Genomic DNA, 16784 nt, shown 5'->3' with positions numbered 1-16784 from the left:
TCGCCATGAAATCGACGACCTTACGTCTGTATCAGACGCTGCATACCTGGGTGGGCCTGATAGCGGGTTGGGCGCTGTTCATCGCGTTCTTTGCGGGCGCGCTCACCGTGTTCCATGAAGAACTGCATGCGTGGCAGAACCCGCTGCGCGCCGACCATCCCGCCGTTGCCATCAAGCCGGCCGATATCGATCACTTCGTGAACGCGCTGGTGCACACGCACCCGGCCGCAGCGGCAAGCGCATACGTCATCTTCCCCAACGAGGGCGAGCCGGAGTTCTCCGCGTACTGGCAGAACAGCAAGGGCGACTGGCAGATGACGACCGGCAGTAGGCTCGCTGCCGGCAAGACCTCGCCGAAAGATCTGTCGATCGAGCCCTCGAAGGGCGAGCTGGCCAATTTTCTGAACCGGCTGCACTACTCTCTGGGTCTGGAAGCGCCGGGCATGTACTTCATGGGCTTGATTTCGGTGCTGTATGGCGTGGCGCTCATCTCGGGCGTGCTGCTGCACCTGCCGCGTTTGAAGAAGGATCTGCTGGCCGTCCGCCCGGGGCGCAATCTCAAGCGCTTCTGGATGGATATGCACAACGTGCTGGGGCTGTTCAGCCTGCCCTTCCACCTGATCTTTGCGATCACCGCGCCGGTGCTGTGTCTGAGCATCGTGCTGATGACCGTGTTCAATACCGTGGCACTCAACGGCAAGCTGTTCGATGCGGTGCCGCGTGTGACCACAGCGGCTGGCACGGTGGTGGCCGCCCACCGCGCTGCGCCGATGCTGCCGGCCGAGCAACTGCTGGCCCGTGCACGCGAGGTGGCCGATCCGAACTTCACCGTCAAGTCGATCCACTACCAGCACATTGGCGATGCGAATGCCGTGGCGGAAGTGCGTGGCAGCAGCACGCGAGCGGTCGGCGACTACGGTTCAGTGGCGATTCGCGCGGCTGCCAATCAGCCCGACAGCGGCAAGCTTGTCGGCAACCAGACGCCCGATGCGCGCGACACCAATCACGCCATCTACAGCCTTGTCTACGGCCTGCACTTCGGCACTTACGGCGACATCGTCCTGCGTCTCGCGTATCTCGTGATGGGGCTGGCGGGGGCGTTCGTCTTCTATTCGGGCAACCTGCTGTGGATCGAATCGCGCCGCAAGCAACGCAAGGCCGATCAGCCACGCGTGCATCAACTGCTGGCGCGCGCCACGGTTGGCGTGTGCATCGGATGCTGCGTCGGCGTCATGGCGACATTCCCGGCGGCCCTGCTGTGGCCCGAGCGTTCGGTTGGCGTGACGTACTACACCGTGTTCTTCGCAGCGATTGCCTGGGCGATGCTGCGGCCGCCAGCACGCGGCGCCGTCGAACTGCTGAGCGCTGCCGCCCTTGCAGCGGTGCTTGCGCCCATCACCAATGCCGTCGTCACCGGTGACCACCTGCTGCGCACGATGGCGCGCGGCGACTGGATGGTGGCCGGTTTCGACCTGGGCGCACTGGCGCTCGCGTGCGGCTTTGCCGGCCTTGCCCGTGCGACGCTGCGCCGGGCGCGCCACGGTGCGCCCGATTCTGTCTGGGCCATGCCGGCGCGTGAATCGCGCACCGGCAACGACCTGCACCCGAGCGTCGCCAGAGAGCCATAGCTCCACACGCTCCGCACCAAATAACCACAACCACCCGCACAGACTCCGCGCATGCCGCCCGCCGGCTCGCGCGGGACTGCGCACGCCTGTCCACAACATTGATCCAGGGGAGCTTGATCATGCGAGCCGTTGCTTTACTACCCGCTTCACGCCGTCCTATCGCTTTCCTTCGCCCAACGCCGCTGGTGCGCCGGCTCGCGCTGGCATTCGCCGCCATGGGTGCAGGGGCATCGGCGCAAGCGCAGCAGACCACCACGCAGGTCGACCTGCCCGCCACGCAAGTCACTGCAGGCAAACCTGCTGGGTATGGCGCGAAGCAGGCCAGCACCGGCGCACTGGGCGACAAGGCTGTGCTCGATACACCGTTCACCATCAACGTTGCCACGCAGGAGCTGATTCAGAACCGGCAGGCGCAGACCATCGGCGAGGTATTCAAGGGCGATCCGGCGGTCACCGCCAACAACGACGGTTACATCGGCGAGGCATCGAACATCACCATCCGCGGCCTGCAACTGGATCTGCTGGAGGGCTACAAGGTCGACGGCCTGGCTGTGCCCAACTGGGGCAGCGATGTTCCGCTCGAACACTTCGAACGTGTGGAACTGCTCAAGGGCCTGTCGGGATTCATGTATGGCTTCGGCACACCGGGCGGCATCGCCAACTTCGTGACCAAGCGCCCCACCAACACCTTTGGCGGCAGCGCCACGTTCGGCTTTACCAGCGGTGGCACGCTCAAGGAATCGGTGGATGTGGGCGGGCGCTTCGGCCCGACCAAGGCGTTGGGCGCCCGCCTGGGAGTAGTGCATGAGGAAGGCGACACCTTCGTCGACGGCGGCCATATCAAGCGCGACTCTGCCTCGCTAGTGCTCGATGCGCGCATCACGCCCGATCTGCAGTGGTCGTTCGATGGCCTGTACATGCAGCGCAACGTGCAGGGTGCGTACTACGGCATCATCCCCGGCCAGGATTTTGGTGTGCCAGTGACGGAGTTCGTGCGCACGCCGCGCGCCATTGACGGCAGCCAGCGTGTGTCATCACCAGGCTCGTATTACGAGACCGAGATCAAATCCGTCGGCACCGAACTGAACTGGGCAGCCGCGCCCGACTGGAACGTGCGCGCCGCCTATCGCTACACGCAGCAGAACCGGGGCAATGCCGACAGCGCGATCCAGCTGACCGACAACACAGGCAACTTCAGCGAATTGCAGTACAGCTCGTACCAGCGCTACCAGTACAGCCAGGCGCAGGTGATAGCCAACGGCAAGGTTCGCACAGGACCGATCGAGCATGATCTCGTCTTTGGCACGTCGTGGCAGAGTCTCACGCAAGCCACGGGCGGCTTTGCTTCGACGATACTCGGTACGGGCAATCTGTACGACACGTCGGCATTCTTGTTTTCCGGCGCGACACCGATGCGGGTGCCCTCGTCCGACGGTCTGGCTCGCACATCCAGGATCGACCAGACCGCCGTCTTTGCCAGCGACACGGTCAAATTCAGCGAGCAGTGGTCGGTGCTTGGCGGGTTGCGCTACACGCGTTTCAACCAGACCGGGTACAACGCCGACGGCAGCACTTCAGCCAGGTACAACCGCGAGCCCATCACGCCCACGCTGGCGGTGATGTTCAAACCCGTGCAGCCTGTGACCTTGTACACGAGCTACGTGGAATCGCTTGAGGCCGGCGGCAGCGCACCAATCACTGCACTCAACGCGGGCACGGTATTCGGGCCGCTCAAAAGCAAGCAGGTGGAGGTGGGCGCCAAGGCCGAACTGCATGACTGGACATTCGGCGCAGCGCTGTTCCAGGTGCAGCGCGGGCTGGCGTATCTGCGGCCGGACAACGTCTATACGCAAGACGGCATGACGCGATATCGCGGGCTCGAATTGAGCGCACGCGGCAAGCTCGCGCGTGACTGGACGCTGCTGGGCGGCGTGCTGTTCATGAATTCCGAGAACACGGAGTCCGACGCCTCCGTGCTGGGCAAACGGGCCTATGGGTCGCCGCGCTTCAAGGCCACGGCCTATGTGGAATATGCAGTGCCGCCCATGCCGGGGCTTGTACTGTCGGCGGGCGGCCAATACGTTGGCAACTCGGCGCTGGAAGCAAACAACAGCAACATCGTGCCGGGGTATCACACGTTTGATGTGGGGGCGCGGTATTCGACCAAGGTGAGCGGCAAACCGGTCACGCTGCGGTTCAATGTCGACAACCTGACGAATGAGAAGTACTGGTTGCCGAGCTGGGGGTTCATTCTTGTGCAGGGGGCGCCTCGGACGTTCAGGGCTAGTGCTACGGTTTATTTTTGATGTTTTTTATTTTGGTGTTTGTTTTTGTGTTGGTGGTGCATCTCTTGTTTCATCCCCTGCCGGGGCTGACTCACTTTCTTTGGTCTTGCCCAAAGAAAGTAAGCAAAGAAATGCGCGCCCGATGCAGCGACTTCCCCTTGAATTTCTGTGACCGTGCGGGGAAGGAGGCAAACTCGCTGCGCTCAGACAAGCCTCCTTCCTTTTTCCGCCCGCGCACAGAAATTCAAGGCGCCGCATAGGGCAGCAAAGTCAAAGACCAACAGCCAAACAATCTGGGCGCTCGCCCCAACGGCAAGGCCAACCGCGCGACGGGTTGGCCTTTTTCTTTTGACGTTGAGCCCTTGATGGCGCCTTGGATTTTTGTTGCGGGGAGGATTAAGGAAGGAGCCTTGTCTGAGCGCAGCGAGTTTGGCTCCTTCCCCTCCCCGCGACACAAATCCAAGGAGGCTTTCGCCATCTCGGGCGCGCCTTTCTTTTGCTTACTTTTCTTTGGCAAGACAAAGAAAAGTGAGTCGTGCCCGGCAGGGAACGAAAGGGGGATGGACCACAAAAACAAAAAACAAGTTGCATATCTAACCATCCTCACATACCATCCACTTCACCATGTTCGACCACTGCCTCTACTTCAACACCACCGCCCTGGCCCGCAAGCTCGACCGCGTCTGGGCAGACGCCTTTGCGCCTTTCGATCTCACGCCGCCGCAAGGCTTCATGCTCCGTGCGATCGTCGACCGCCCGGGCATGCTCCAAAGCGAGTTATCGGAAGCGATGTCCGTCACGCGCCCCACGGCAACGCGCGCGCTCGATGGCCTGGAAGCCAAGGGCCTGATCGAACGGCGCAAGACCGAAGCCGACGGCCGCGAGACCGCCGTCTTTCCGACGCGGGAAGCGGCCAAGATCGGCGCAGCGTTGAACGAGGCAAGCGGCGCCGTCACCGCAAGGTTGAAGCGCGTATTGGGCAGTAATGAATTCACCGATACGGTGACGAAGATCCGAGGTGTGCGCTCCACCCTGACATGAGCGTCCATTTTTTTTGATCAACTAGTTGCATTGCTAACTAATAAGGAAAACGATCATGCCGATTCTCAACGTCAAAGTCAGTGCCCAACGTTCTGCAGAAATGACGCAGAAGATCTCCACCACGCTGCTGGAACTCACCTCTCGCATCCTGGGCAAAGACCCGAAGGTCACGGCCATCGCCATCGACTATGTAGCCCCGGAAGACTGGGTCGTCGGGGGGCAGACGCTGGCCGCGCAGGGCAAGAACAGCATCTATTTCGACATCAAGGTGACGGACGAAACGAATACGAAGGCGGAGAAGGCGCAGTACATCGCCGAGGCGTTCACGGCGTTTGCTGAGCTACTCGGCAATCTGCATGAAGAGAGCTATATCTATGTGCAGGACGTTCGCGCAGCGGCTTACGGCTACGGCGGCAAGACGCAGGAGTGCCGGTACCAGCACGCGTGAATGTGCCGATCGCGTCGATCCCACCCAACAAAGAACAGGTGAAATCATGAACCGCATGAGCGCTTTCTTCGCGGCCAGTTGGCTGGCCGCCGGCTTGCTGTACTTTGGCCAACATTCGTTGCCGCTGACCGCGCTCTCGGGTGTGGTGTTGCTGGCTGGCTTCGATCTGCTGCGTCCGTGACGCTTCAGCGCGTGCGCTGTTGCGCCCGGTATTGCAAGGGGCTGCAACCCTGGCCGGCAGAAAACGCGCGGCTCAGTGCGCTGACACTGCCGTAACCGCATTCATCGGCAATGTGATCGAGCGGCAGCCGGCCCGTGCGCAGCAGAAACGCCGCCAGCTCCAACCGCAGCGTCGCCACGTAACGCCGCAGGTTGCTGCCCGTAGCGGCGGCAAAACGGCGCGTCAAGGTCCGCTCGCTCATCGCTGCCTGGGCGGCCAGTTCCGCCAATGCAGGCGGCACGGCCAATTCCCGCTCCACGATTTCCTGGATGGCCAGGATGGCCGCATCGCCGTGACGCTTGAACTGCGCCGTCCACACGGCCATGTGTTCGTATGACGGCAGCGATTGCGTGAGCGCCGTGCGCAACATCCGACGAGATGCGCCCACCCCACAGCAGTGATCGATGACGTACGCGCAGGCGTCCACGGCGGGGTTGATGCCGCTGACGGTGATGATGCGGCCATCCACCGCCAGAGGCTGGTCCGGCGTGTAACGCACGTCGGGAAAATGCCGGGCAAACCAGGCGCGCTCGCTCGCCAGCCCGGTCGCTCTACAACCATCCAGCAGTCCAGCCTTGGCGAACAGCGGTGCCGCGTTCATGCCAACCACCAGGGCACCGGCGTCATAGCGCGTGCGCAGCCAATCGGCGATGCGCGCCTCTTCCGCGTCCAATACCAACTCTGGGGCGAACTGTGCGGGAACGATCACGACGTCGTAAGCGGCATCGGTCAGCGCGGCGGTGGCGGGCACCGGCATCTCTCCAAAGCTCGATACGGCGGCACCGTCGGCGGACAGCAAATCAATGTCGAAGAGCCGGCTGCCCATCACATCCACGCTGCGTGCCTGCATGGTGCCCGCCACCAGCAGCATCTCTTGAGTGAGAAACACGTAGCCCGCGAAGAGGCGCGGCGGCAGCAGGATGGCAATACGCGCCCACGCGTGCACACCGTGGCGTTTGGAGACTGCTTTCGGCTGGCGCTTCATGTCAATAAGGTGGCGATCCAGATCAACCGGAATTGTCGCGGCCTTGTTGAAATACGGCAACCCATTCGCCGCCAGTCCGGAGCCACCCACTCGGAGCCGCCATCAGGAGCCGCCATGATTGCCCGCACGCTGTTCGACGCTGAACACGACACCTTCCGAGAATCTGTCCGCCGCTTTATCGACGCGGAAGCCCTGCCCCACCACGAGCGCTGGGAAGACCAGGGCTACGTCGACCGCGCCATCTGGGAGAAGGCCGCCGCCGCGGGCTACCACTGCGCCAGCATGCCCGAGGCCTACGGCGGCGCAGGTGCCGATATCCGCTACAGCACGGTGCTGATGGAGGAAATTGCGCGCGCCGGCGCGACCGGCCTCGGCTTTGGGCTGCATTCTGAAATCGTTGCGCCCTACTTGTTGCACTACGGCAGCGAGGCACTGAAGCAACACTACCTGCCCAAGCTGGCGAGCGCAGAGATGATCGGCGCGATCGCCATGACCGAACCCGGCGCCGGCTCCGATCTGCAAGGCGTGCGCACCACCGCCACGCGCAGCAGCGACGGCACCCACTACGTTCTCAACGGCTCAAAGATCTTCATCACCAACGGCTGGCACGCCGATGTGGTGATCGTCGTGGCGCGTACCACGCCCCAAGGCGGCGCCAAGGGCACGAGCCTCTTCGTGGTCGATACGAGCATGGAGGGCTTCAGCAAGGGCAAGCGCCTGAAGAAAGTTGGCATGAAAGCGCAGGACACCGCCGAGCTGTTCTTCGACAACGTGCGCGTGCCGGCCGCCAACCTGCTCGGCGAGGAGCACCGCGGTTTTGCCTACCTGATGCAGGAGCTGCCGTGGGAGCGCCTGCAGATTGCCATCGGTGCCATCGCTTCGGCCGAAGGCGCGCTTGAATGGACGCTGCGCTACGTGCGCGAGCGCCAGGCCTTCGGCAAGGCCATCCTCGATTTCCAGACTGCGCGGCACGCACTGGCGGAACTGAAAACCGAAGTGCAGATCGGCCGCGTGTTTGTTGACCAGTGCATCGCGCTCAAGCTTGCCGGCAAGCTTGATGCCGCCACCGCGTCCATGGCCAAGTACTGGACCACCGACCTGCAGTTCAAGGTAATGGACCGCTGCGTGCAACTGCACGGCGGCTACGGCTACATGTGGGAATACCCCATCGCCCGCGCGTGGGCCGACTCGCGCGTGCAACAGATCTACGGCGGCACCAACGAGATCATGAAAGAGCTGATCGCCCGCACCCTTTAACGAGCACGACCTTCAGGACTCAACGCTATGGAAGCCTATATCTACGACGCCGTGCGCACGCCGCGCGGCAAGGGCAAGAAGGACGGCAGCCTGCACGGCGTGACGCCGCTGCGCCTGGCCGCAACCGCGCTGCGCGCCATCCGCGACCGCAACCAGCTCGACACATCGCTCGTGGACGACGTAGTGCTCGGCTGCGTGGAACCCGTGGGTGAACAAGGCGCGTGCATCGGCCGCGTCGCGGTGCTCACTGCTGGCTATGCCGAGACGACGGCCGGCGTGCAGATCAACCGCTTCTGCGCCTCGGGCCTGGAGGCCTGCAACATGGCCGCCGCGCAGGTGATGGCCGGGCAAAGCGACTTTGCCATCGGCGGCGGCGTAGAGAGCATGTCGCGCGTGCCGATGGGCGCTAGCGGGGGCGCATGGCCGGTCGACCCCGCAGCCGCCATCCCGCTGTACTTCGTGCCGCAAGGCGTGTCGGCCGACACCATCGCCACCAAGTGGGGCTACAGCCGACGTGACGTCGATGCCTACGCTGCAGAGAGCCACCGCCGTGCGCATGCAGCCAGCACCGCCGGCTGGTTCACGGGTTCCATCGTGCCGGTGCGTGACCAGAACGGCCTGACCATGCTCGACCGCGACGAGATGATCCGCCCGCAGACCACCGTAGACACGCTCGCGCAGCTCAAACCGTCGTTTGCGGAATTGGGCGAGCAATACGGCTTTGACGCGGTGATCCGCCAGCGTTATCCAGAGCTTGAACGCATCGAACACGTGCACCACGCGGGCAACAGTTCGGGCATCGTCGACGGCGCGGCGGCCGTGCTGATCGGCAGCCGCGAGGCCGGCAAGCGTGCGGGCCTCAAGCCGCGTGCGCGCATCCGCAGCTTTGCAAGCATCGGCTCGGAGCCGTCGATCATGTTGACCGGCCCCTCCCACGCAGCAGAGAAGGCGCTCAAGCGCGCCGGTATGTCCGCGTCCGACATCGACCTGTACGAACTCAACGAAGCCTTCGCCTCCGTCGTGCTGCGCTTCATGGAGGTGCTGGCCGTGCCGCATGACCGCATCAACGTCAACGGCGGCGCCATTGCGATGGGCCATCCGCTGGGCGCGACGGGCGCCATGATTCTCGGCACGCTGCTCGACGAGCTGGAGCGGCGTGGCGCGAGCACGGGCCTCGCCACGCTATGCGTGGGTGCCGGCATGGGCACCGCCACCATCATCGAACGTGTTTAAGGAGCGAGCTGACATGATCGACATCACCATCGACACCGACGGCATCGCCACGCTCACGTGGGACCAGCCGGGCCGCGCGCAGAATGTGCTCAACGGCGAAACCTGCGCCGCCTTCTTTGCCGCCATCGAACGCGTGTGCGCAGATGCCAGCGTCAAGGGCATCCTCATCACCTCCGCCAAGACGGATTTCATTGCCGGCGGCGACCTCGAATGGCTGCAGGCCAGCGACGACGCGCCCACCCTGTTTGAACGCACGTGCGAGCTGCACCGCATGCTGCGCAAGCTGGAAACCTGCGGCAAACCCGTGGCCGCCGCACTGCCGGGCTCCACGCTGGGCGGCGGGCTGGAGATTGCGCTCGCCTGCCACTACCGCGTGGCCGCCGACAACGCCCGCGCACGCTTCGGCCTGCCGGAAGTCACGCTGGGCCTCTTGCCGGGCGGCGGCGGTACACAGCGTTTGCCGCGCTTGATTGGTGTGCAGAAGGCATTGCCGATGCTGCTGGAAGGCAAACGCATCAAGGCGGCCGACGCACTCAAGCTCGGCATTGTCGATGCGGTCGTCAATGCGGGCGAAGAAGCCGATGCCGCACGCGCGTGGCTCCTCGGCGAAGGCCAGACTCGCGCGCAGCAACCGTGGGACACCAAGGGCTACAAGGTCCCTGGCGGCGGCATCTCCAGCCCCGCCGTGCAGCAGCTATTCACTGCGGCCAACGCCATGCTGCGGCAGAAAACCTACGGCAACTATCCAGCAGCGGCCAGCATCCTGTCGTGCGTGTACGAGGGGCTCATCACCGATCTTGATACGGGCCTCAAGACCGAGGCGCGCTACTTCGTGCAGGCGGTGCTGTCGCCGGAGGCCCGCGCGATGATCCGTACCCTTTTCTTCAGCCTGAACGCCGCCAACAAGCTGGCCGCGCGCCCCGGCGATGTGCCGGTGCGCCGCTACGCCAAGGTGGGCGTGCTGGGCGCAGGCATGATGGGCGCTGGCATTGCCTATGTCACGGCCAAGGCGGGGCTGCCTGTCGTGCTGCTCGACACCACGCAGGAAGCCGCCGAGCGCGGCAAGGACTATTCGCGCAAGCTGGTCGAGAAACAGGTACAGCGCGGGCGCCTGCATGCCGACCAAGCTGAAGCGCTGCTCGCGCGCATCCAGCCCACCACGTCCTACGCCGACCTGGATGGCGCGGGGCTCGTGGTGGAAGCCGTGTTCGAGCAGCGCGAAATCAAGGCCAACGTCACGCGCCAAGCCGAGGCCGTGCTGTCGCCCGATGCCATCTTCGCGTCCAACACGTCCACGCTGCCAATCACGGGGCTGGCGGAGGCAAGCCAGCGGCCGGGCAACTTCATCGGGCTGCATTTCTTCTCGCCAGTCGACAAGATGCCGCTGGTGGAGGTGATCGTCGCCCGGCAGACCACGCGGGCCACGCTGGCGCAGGCGCTCGATTACGTGAAGGCCATCGGCATGACACCCATCGTCGTCAATGACAGCCGCGGCTTTTATACGAGCCGCGTGTTTTCGACCTACGTGCTCGAAGGCCTGGCGATGCTCGCCGAAGGGGTGGCGCCCGCATTGATCGAGAACGCCGGGATGCTGGCCGGCATGCCGGTCGGGCCGCTCGCGCTCATCGACGAGGTTTCGAGCGAGCTGATTCACAAGGTCAACCAGCAAACCCGCGCCGACCTGGGTGTCGCCTATATCGAGCGCCCGGGCGAAGCCGTGGCCGAGCGCATGGTGGCCCTGGGCCGCCTCGGCCGCAAAGCGGGCCAGGGCTTCTACGACTATCCGGAGAGCGGCAAGAAAACGCTGTGGCCCGGGCTGGCGACCGAATACCCAAAAGCCGCCACGCAACCTGACGTGCAGACGCTGGTCGATCGCCTCATCACCGTGCAGGCCGTGGAAACGGCGCGATGCCTGGATGAAGGCGTGGTGACCGACCCGCGCGATGCCGATGTGGGCGCGCTGCTGGGTTGGGGATTCCCGGCATTCCGGGGCGGGCCGGTGTCGCACATCCATCGGATGGGGGTGGGCGCCTTTGTCGAGCTGTGCGACCGGCTGGCTGCGAAACACGGCCGCCGCTTCGCGCCCCCCGTCCTGCTGCGTGACATGGCAGACAAACAGACCGCGTTTTACGAACGCTGACCCTCCAGCGCCGCGCAACCACCGTCTGCGCGGCGCCTCACTTACAAGCGTTGCGCCCACACACCAACCCCGGGTAAGTCCGAGTTCTGCCCCCAAAAGCAAACGATTGCGCATCCATTCGCGGGCCAGGTCGTTCGGCTTAAGACACATGTGCTTCGCTCCGATATAGAGTGGAAGACACTTGAAATTGCCGACACCCAGGCACGCTGCGCGCGTGCCCCAGAGAACTGGACACGCAAACGCTGGAGTGGGGATGCCCGCAAAGCAATCGAAGGCTTTTTCTGATGGCACGACCGATACGACGCCATGGCAAGGATGGCGGCGGAGGCTGCTGTCTCCGCTGAATGTCGGTGCAGTGTTGGTCCTGTTGTTCATCTGGACGTTCACGTTCCATCAACTCACCCAAGAGCGCGACAGGCTGATCCGTGATGCGCAGTCGCGCACGCAGGTTGAAGCACGGGCATTTGGTGAGTACTCACTCGGCAGCGTGCGGCGCGTGTCGGAGTTCCTGCTCGATCTGCGCGCGAGCTGGCTATCCGGTCGCGACGTGTTCGAGCACGTCATCCACGAACGGCAGGAGGCCGTGCGCGACCTGACCTTCCAGGTGGCCGTGATCGACGAGAACGGCATGCTGGTCTACTCCAGCATCGGCCCCACGACAGAACGCGTCGACCTGAGCCAGCGCGAACACTTTCGCGTGCACAAGGAATCGGGCGGACGCGATGTGCTGTTCATCAGCGACCCGGTGCAGGGCAAGATCTCGAAAAAGTGGTCGATCCAGTTCACGCGCCCCATCCTCAGGGCTGGCCAGTTTGCCGGTGTCGTCGTGGTGTCGGTCAGCCCGGAACAGTTCGCCAGCTTTGCGAATACGCTTGCCATTGGCAAGGACGGGGCCGCCACCATCATCCGCGAGTCAGGGCAGGTCCTGGCCCGCGTGCCCAACCCGACCGCGGGTATCGAAAAACCGCCGCGCGCCCGGCAGTTCAACAAGCCGGGCGCGCTGGAAACGGGCAGCTACCGCGTGGTGTCGGGCACCGACGGCGTGGAGCGCATCATCGGCTATCACCATGTACCGGAGATCGGGCTGTACTTCCTGGTGGGTGAGTCGGTTGCCTCGGTGCTGGCGCCTTACGACGGCTATCGGCGCACCGCGCTGGTGGAGGCGGCCGGCTCCACCCTGCTGCTCGCGCTGCTGTATTTCACGCTGCGCCACCAGGGGGCCGAGCGCAAGCGGCACATGGAAGACATGCGCCTGGCCTCCATGGTCTATGCCTCGAGCAGCGAAGCGATGATGGTGACGACGCTCGACGGGCACGTGATCGACGTGAACCCGGCCTTTACGATCACCACCGGCTATTCGGCGCAGGAGTTCAAGGGCCAGTCCAGCGATGCCATCCGCTCCGAATGCAACGAGGCCACCGTGATCGACGCCATGCGCGAAGGCGTGTCAACCAAGGGCTCGTGGAGCGGCGAATACCTGATCCGCCGCAAGGACGGCAGCGAGTTCCCCGCGCTGCTCACCATCGACACGTTTGCAGACAGCACGCTGGGCGAGCCGCGCCGGGTTGCGCTCATCCACGACATGACGGAGAAAAAGCGCGCCGAAGAGGTCATCTGGCGGCAGGCAAACTTCGATGCGCTCACCGATCTGCCCAACCGGCACATGTTCTACAACCGCCTGCGGCAGGAGATTGCGCGGGCGCGACAGACGTCTACACAACTGGCGTTGCTGTTCATCGATCTGGACCGCTTCAAGGAAGTGAACGACACGCTCGGCCATGACCAGGGCGACGTCCTGCTCAAGGAGATCGCCCGGCGCATCTCCGCCATCGTGCGAGGCACCGATACGGTCGCGCGGCTGGCGGGCGACGAATTCATCATCATCCTGCCGGACCTGTCCGATGCCGGGGCGGTCACGCCCATCATTCGCAGCCTGCTCGCGCGCATTGCCGCGCCGCTGCAGCTCGGCCAGGAAAGCGTGGAGGTGTCGGCCAGCATTGGGATGGCGCTGTACCCGCGCGATGCCGACACCGCAGAATCGTTGCTCGTGCGCGCAGACCAGGCCATGTTTGCGGCCAAGAGCGCGGGACGGAATCAATGGGCCGTCTTTACCCCGGCATTGCAGCGCGCCGAACAGGAACGCCTGCGCGTGACCAGCGACCTGCGCGTGGCGCTCGCGCACGGCCAGCTTGCGGTGCACTACCAGCCCATCGTCGATCTGCTCACGGGCAAGGTCCGAAAGGCAGAGGCGCTGATCCGCTGGACGCACCCCGTGCGGGGCGAGATCGATCCGGCGGATTTCATTCCGGTGGCGGAAGACAGCGGGCTGATCGTCGAGATCGGCAAGTGGGTGCTGAACAAAGCCCTGGACCAGCTCACGCACTGGCAGGCCACGCTCGACAACACGATGCAGGTGTCGGTCAACAAGTCGCCGCTGGAGTTCCGCGCGCACCAGTCGGGCACCGAATCGTGGCCCAAGGTGGTGGAGCGCCGCGGGCTTCCGCCGCACAGTCTGGTCGTTGAAATAACCGAAGGCTCGTTGATGGCCGACAGCGCGGAGGTGATCGAGCACCTGCACGAATTCCGGCGCGCGGGTGTGGACATTGCACTCGACGATTTCGGCACGGGGTATTCGTCGCTCTCGTACCTGAAGCGCTTTGATATCGACTACATCAAGATCGACCAGTCGTTCGTGCGCAGCCTCGCGCATGACCCGAAAGACATCGCCCTGTGCAGCGCCATCGTGAGCATGGCGCACGCACTGCGCATCAAGGTCATTGCCGAAGGCATCGAGACCGAGGAGCAGAAGGCGATTCTGGTGGCCGCAGGCTGTGACTACGGCCAGGGCCACCTCTTCTGCCCACCGGTGCCGCCCGCAGCGTTTGAAGCCTTTGTGGCCAAAAGGCAGCTTGCGGAAACCTGATCGTTTTTCAGCCGCCGCGCACGGCCCGCGCAAAGGCTTGCACCACATCGGCAGACGCATCGGTGATGGCCCAGTAGCCCATGCCGGCGCTGCGCCAGACCATCAACTGGTAGCCACGCTCGGTGCGCAGCGCGGGCTCTGTATCACCGCCCGCCTCGGGGCGTACGTACAAGTCGACCGGATGCTGCGCTGAGCGGTAGACCAGCACCGCCACCGGGCGGCCGTCGATGTAGTCCAGCCGCCCCCCGATGAGCGGGAACCCGCGTGCGGCAAGGTCGGTAACGGGCGGCGCATAGTCGATGCGGCCGTTGAACCACGGCTTGACCGTGTGCCGATCGGACGACAGCACATCCGTCTCCCGCGCGCCCAGCAGCGCTCGCACGTGGCTGGCGGTGATGTCGTGCGCGGTGAGCGCCGCCGTATCGGGCCGGCCCACCAGCACGCCCACACCGAGTGCCACAGCCGCGAGCGCGGCTGCGCCCAATCCCAAGCCGAGCCCCCGCGATGGCGTGATCAACCAATTAGCCAAGCGCTGCCATGGCAATTCCGTCCGGCGCGGCGCGCGCGCACCGGGCGATTCGGGGCGCACGGCGGACTCTGCCTGCACGGCCTGCACGGCCTGCAATACACGCTCGCTCAAACCCGGCGGCGCTTTCATGTAGAGCGCCGGCGCACGCAGTCCCTGCCGCAGCGCACGTACCACGCCGTCGTGGCGCGCGGCGATGTCGGTGCAAGCGGCACACGTGGCCAGATGCGCTTCCATGCGCAGGCTGTCGGCCGCACCGAGTTCGCCATCGGCGCGGGCAGCCAGCAGCGCGCGGATGTCGTCACAGTTCATGGCGGGACTCCTTGGTACTGTTTCCCAGACCGCCCGATGCGCGGATGGGCGTCACATTGGTGCGCAGCGGCGCGTTGTCTTCCGTGAGCAGGCGGGCGAGCTGCTGCCGAGCACGCGCCAGCCGCGACATGACCGTGCCGATGGGCGCGTCGACCACGGCGGCAATGTCGCGGTACGGCAGGTCTTCCAGCTCGCGCAGCACGAGCACCTCGCGATACGGCACGGGCAACTGCGCCAGCGCGGCATGCACGCGGCGCACGTCGTCGATGCGGGCGAGCAGCGCGGCGGGGTCGACGCCGTAGCTGGCGCTGTCGTCGTTGCCCTGGCCGGCAGCCGCGTCGTCATCCCACGGCTGTGCCGGTGCCTGCTTGCGGCGCGCGCATTCCGAAAACCATGTGTTGCGCACGATGGCCAGCAGCCATGGGCGGCCGTCACCACCGCGAAACCCACCAAACAACCGGAACGCGCGCAGGCAGGCTTCCTGAACGATGTCGTCGGCGTCTTGCGCGTCGCCCGAAAGCCAGCGCGCCAGGTTGTAGGCGGCGTCGACATGCGGCAGCACCGCCTGCGCAAAGCGCTGGGCGTCGGTGGGCAGATCGAGCGTGGGGTCTGGCAGGTCGGGCATGGCGGCCTGGAGGCGGTTGACCTCCGTATACCGGGGTGCAATCCAGTTTATTCCCGCGCCGAAGAAATTTTGTGAAAACGCCAATCTTGTGGAATACGCGGGCACCCCAGCCGGTATGACAGGCAGGACCGGCGCTTCCTTCATTGCCATTGCGCCGGGCCGCTACCCAACTCAGTCATCTATTGCAGGGGACACCCATGAGCAAGCAACCCGGACGACGCCAGTTCCTGCAACTGGCCGCGGTCGGCGGTCTGGTGTACGCATCCGGCCTGCCCGGCTGGCAGGCGATGGCGGCCACCACGCGCGTCGCCGGCGCCAAGCCAGACGATTTCTACTTCGTGCAGTTATCCGATACCCACTGGGGCTTCAAGGGCGCACCGAATCCGGATTCGCAAGGCACGCTGCCCAAGGCGATTGCGGCGGTGAATGCGCTGTCGCCCGCGCCGGACTTTGTCATCTTCACGGGCGACCTCAGCCACATCAGCGACGACCCTGCCGAGCGCCGCAAGCGCCTGGCCGAGTTTCGCGACATTGCCGCGAAGATCAAGGTGCCGGTGGTGCATTACATGCCGGGCGAGCACGATGCCTCGCTCGACAACGGCGAGGCCTATATCGAATTCTTCGGCCGCACGCATTATTCGTTCGATCACAAGGGCGTGCATTTCATCGCCATCGACAACGTGTCGGACCCATCGGCGCGCGTGGGCGATGCACAGCTCGCGTGGCTGGCCGCGGATGTGCGGTCCGTGCCTGAGCACACGCCCATCGTCGTGTTCACGCATAGGCCGCTGTTCGATCTGTACCCGCAATGGGACTGGGCCACGCGAGACGGCCAGCAGGTCATCGATTTGCTGATGCCGCACCCGAACGTGACCGTGTTCTACGGCCACATCCACCAGGAACATCACCACATGACCGGGCACATTGCGCATCACTCGGCGCGCTCGCTGATGTTTCCGCTGCCCGCGCCACCCGCACCAGGCTCGCAGGCAAGACGCAACCCGATCCCGTGGGATGCCGCCGCGCCCTACCGCGGCCTGGGCTGGCGCAGCATTGCCGAGCACGGCAAGCAGGACACCGCCACCTGGGCGCTGGCCGAACAGCCGATCCAGGCAAACAGCGAAGCCAACGCCACCACCAAGACGCCGGAGACCACCTGAC

General features: G+C 64.6%; 13 protein-coding genes. 10 read left to right on the top strand and 3 right to left on the bottom strand.

The features are described from left to right. The first annotated feature begins 5 nt into the window (after positions 1–5). The 5 genes from M1D44_RS16895 to M1D44_RS16875 all read left to right on the top strand — a co-directional run bounded on the left by M1D44_RS16895 (position 6) and on the right by M1D44_RS16875 (position 5583). The gene (locus M1D44_RS16895) at positions 6–1628 is read left to right on the top strand and encodes a PepSY-associated TM helix domain-containing protein (protein ID WP_316854143.1); all 1623 of its coding nucleotides are present in this window, start codon (positions 6–8) and stop codon (positions 1626–1628) included. A gap of 119 nt (positions 1629–1747) precedes the next feature. Next, positions 1748–3934, top strand: coding sequence for a TonB-dependent siderophore receptor (locus M1D44_RS16890; protein ID WP_316854142.1), 2187 nt, complete (start codon positions 1748–1750; stop codon positions 3932–3934). A 603-nt stretch (positions 3935–4537) separates the two neighbouring features. Beyond that, positions 4538–4954: a MarR family winged helix-turn-helix transcriptional regulator gene (locus tag M1D44_RS16885; protein WP_024978015.1), complete on the top strand. Its 417-nt coding sequence runs from the start codon at positions 4538–4540 to the stop codon at positions 4952–4954. A gap of 55 nt (positions 4955–5009) precedes the next feature. Further along, a complete protein-coding gene (locus M1D44_RS16880; RefSeq protein ID WP_316854141.1) occupies positions 5010–5402 on the top strand; it encodes a tautomerase family protein in 393 nt (130 codons plus the stop codon). Positions 5403–5448: 46 nt separating this feature from the next. Beyond that, entirely contained in the window at positions 5449–5583 is a 135-nt protein-coding gene (locus tag M1D44_RS16875) for a hypothetical protein (protein WP_024978017.1), read from the top strand. 4 nt (positions 5584–5587) lie between these two features. Here the strand turns inward: M1D44_RS16875 and M1D44_RS16870 are convergent, their stop codons facing one another. Beyond that, positions 5588–6607, bottom strand: coding sequence for a GlxA family transcriptional regulator (locus tag M1D44_RS16870; protein WP_316854140.1), 1020 nt, complete (start codon positions 6605–6607; stop codon positions 5588–5590). 114 nt (positions 6608–6721) lie between these two features. On the opposite strand from M1D44_RS16870, the gene M1D44_RS16865 reads away from it, so the two are divergent. The 4 genes from M1D44_RS16865 to M1D44_RS16850 all read left to right on the top strand — a co-directional run bounded on the left by M1D44_RS16865 (position 6722) and on the right by M1D44_RS16850 (position 14160). Continuing rightward, the gene (locus M1D44_RS16865; protein ID WP_316854139.1) at positions 6722–7864 is read left to right on the top strand and encodes an acyl-CoA dehydrogenase family protein; all 1143 of its coding nucleotides are present in this window, start codon (positions 6722–6724) and stop codon (positions 7862–7864) included. A gap of 27 nt (positions 7865–7891) precedes the next feature. Then, the gene (locus tag M1D44_RS16860; RefSeq protein WP_316854138.1) at positions 7892–9097 is read left to right on the top strand and encodes an acetyl-CoA C-acetyltransferase; all 1206 of its coding nucleotides are present in this window, start codon (positions 7892–7894) and stop codon (positions 9095–9097) included. Between the two features lie 13 nt (positions 9098–9110). Further along, positions 9111–11237 (top strand): 3-hydroxyacyl-CoA dehydrogenase NAD-binding domain-containing protein, encoded by a 2127-nt coding sequence (locus M1D44_RS16855; protein ID WP_316854137.1) that lies wholly within the window; start codon positions 9111–9113, stop codon positions 11235–11237. 253 nt (positions 11238–11490) lie between these two features. After that, positions 11491–14160, top strand: coding sequence for a bifunctional diguanylate cyclase/phosphodiesterase (locus M1D44_RS16850; protein WP_316854136.1), 2670 nt, complete (start codon positions 11491–11493; stop codon positions 14158–14160). Positions 14161–14167: 7 nt separating this feature from the next. Here the strand turns inward: M1D44_RS16850 and M1D44_RS16845 are convergent, their stop codons facing one another. Further along, complete coding sequence (locus M1D44_RS16845) at positions 14168–14998, bottom strand: anti-sigma factor family protein (RefSeq protein WP_316854135.1); 831 nt, start codon at positions 14996–14998, stop codon at positions 14168–14170. Beyond that, a complete protein-coding gene (locus M1D44_RS16840; RefSeq protein WP_024978024.1) occupies positions 14988–15623 on the bottom strand; it encodes an RNA polymerase sigma factor in 636 nt (211 codons plus the stop codon). Before M1D44_RS16840 ends, M1D44_RS16845 begins: the two co-directional genes overlap by 11 nt. Before the next feature lie 197 nt (positions 15624–15820). On the opposite strand from M1D44_RS16840, the gene M1D44_RS16835 reads away from it, so the two are divergent. Then, positions 15821–16783 (top strand): metallophosphoesterase family protein, encoded by a 963-nt coding sequence (locus M1D44_RS16835; RefSeq protein ID WP_316854134.1) that lies wholly within the window; start codon positions 15821–15823, stop codon positions 16781–16783. Position 16784 lies beyond the last annotated feature (1 nt).

Source organism: Ralstonia sp. SA306 (assembly GCF_054792405.1).
This window is presented reverse-complemented; position numbering and strand designations above follow the sequence as displayed.